This window comes from Methylolobus aquaticus, from assembly GCF_054172105.1.
On record NZ_JBSYXP010000041.1, the window covers coordinates 1 to 2,024 of the forward strand.

1 protein-coding gene is annotated in these 2,024 nt (G+C 58.0%); it reads left to right on the top strand.

Annotated features, from left to right (window positions below; genetic code table 11):
- Window positions 1-124: 124 nt before the first annotated feature.
- The coding region (locus ACW73L_RS22050) for a helicase-related protein (protein ID WP_498924688.1) at window positions 125-2,024 on the top strand (1,900 nt) is incomplete at its 3' end.

Consider the following 2,024-nt stretch of genomic DNA (forward strand, 5'->3'; position numbering starts at 1 on the left):
CGACCCCGCACCCAGCCGATTTGGTTCGGCGGGAAAGGTAAGGGGAATTTCAGAGCGGTTTTTCACCATCCTGCTAAGGGGCCAACTGGCCGATAACCGACAGTGGCTTGATGACCCGACTGCAATGGCAATCATCGTCGGGACCATCGACATGACAGGCTCCCGGCTACTGTTCGAGGGCTACGGGATCTCCCGGGGAATGCGGCCCTACCACGCCGGGTTGTTGGGCGCAGATAGCGTCTTCGTATTGGACGAAGCACACCTTTGTCCGCCGTTTCAGGCGTTGCTGCATGCCATCGCGACGAAGGATGATCTTGCACCGCATAGTGCGGAAGAACGGAGCTTGATTCCGAGATTTCACCTGTTGACCTTGTCCGCTACAGGCAGAAAGATTGATGAGCGAGCCTTCCGGCTCAGCGCATCGGATGCGGCGGATGAAATCGTTGCCAAACGGCTATGCGCAAAGAAGCGGGTGTCGTTGGAAGAAGCTCCGGATACGGCGTCCGTCTTGTCGGCATTGATTGATCGGGCACAAAGCTATGCGGGATCGGATAGCCGCATCCTTATCTTTTGCGATCGGCGCGAAGACGCGAGAAAGGTTGCGCAGGGCCTGCGTAAGGCGCTGAATGATCGGAAAGGTGACAACGTCGAGTTGCTGACCGGTGCGCGGCGCGTCCATGAGCGTACCGCTCTCGCAGCGAAGCTGGAAGCCTGGGGGTTCATTGCCGGTTCAAAAGAAAGGCTACCAACCCCCGTATTTTTGGTTGCCACATCAGCCGGAGAAGTGGGCGTTGACCTCGACGCCGATCACATGGTCTGCGATCTCGTGTCTTTCGAGCGAATGGTACAGCGCTTGGGTCGAGTGAACCGACGCGGTGAAGGTGACGCCAATGTTTCAGTTTTCTTCTGTCCTCCGAAAGCCTCAAAGGGAGAACCTCCGAATCCCCCTTCCAGCTCGCTACCAGTAGAACCTGTCCCGCCGGAGAAGCCGGAAAGGGCAAGCAGCAAGGATGTGAAGGAGGATTACGCCCGGCGAAAGAAGATTTTTTCCGACGCGGAAAAAGCCTTCAAGAAAGCCAAAACGGCCAGTGAAAAGGAATGGCAGATGTACGAAAAGCAACTCGAGGAATATCTGAGAGCTTCACTCCCGTATCGAGAATTCCAGGCAAGACGCAAGGCAGTCGAGGCCTTGAGCGGCGACGGTAGCCCAAATGGGATCGCAGCGTTGAATAAACGACGCCAGTCAGACGGTGCGCTGGATGAATGTCTGTCGCTCGCTACAAGCTCGGAACCGCTGCGTCCGGCACTCACTCGTGCGCTGGTCGATGCCTGGTCGATGACTTCCCTACAGGAACACAGCGGCCGGCCTGAGATTGAGCCATGGCTGCGCGGCTGGGCCGACAAGGACGAGCCCGAGACCACGGTGACCTGGAGGGAGCATTTACCTTGGCGGGAGTCCGAACGAGAGCCCTCGACAAAGGAGGTGGAAGCGTTTTTCGAAGCGGCCCCGCCTCACCTCAGCGAATCGCTCGAAGCCCTTACCCGAGAGGTCTCCGCGCTGTTGACAGAAAGGGCAAGGGAAATCGTCAGGGATTCGGACTCCGAAAAAGCGGGGCCAGCGGGCGGGGCGAGAATGCTGTTTCCACCGGACGCCCCGGCCGCTTTGCTGCTTGATCGGTCGGGTAAAGCCAAGGCGTTTGCCAACGGGCCCCAGACGAGAATAGGACTGACCGCTCGCGAACTGGCCGAACTCGACGAGACTGGCCGAAAGGCCTTGCTATCGAGCCTAGCCGGCAGTCAACTGATTGTCCACCGCCGATTCGGCGGCTTGGACAGGTATGGGTTGTTGGACAAGGCGGCCGAACAAGTTGCTCTGACAATCGATCATGACTGGCCGGAGCATGACCTCAAGTCAGTCACAGGATTTCGGGTCCGAATCGACGGCGAGAGCCTGTCAGAATTTTTGTGTGTGAGGTTTACTCTGTCGTTGCAGACGAGGAGCCTTTATGCCAAGCAAGAAGACC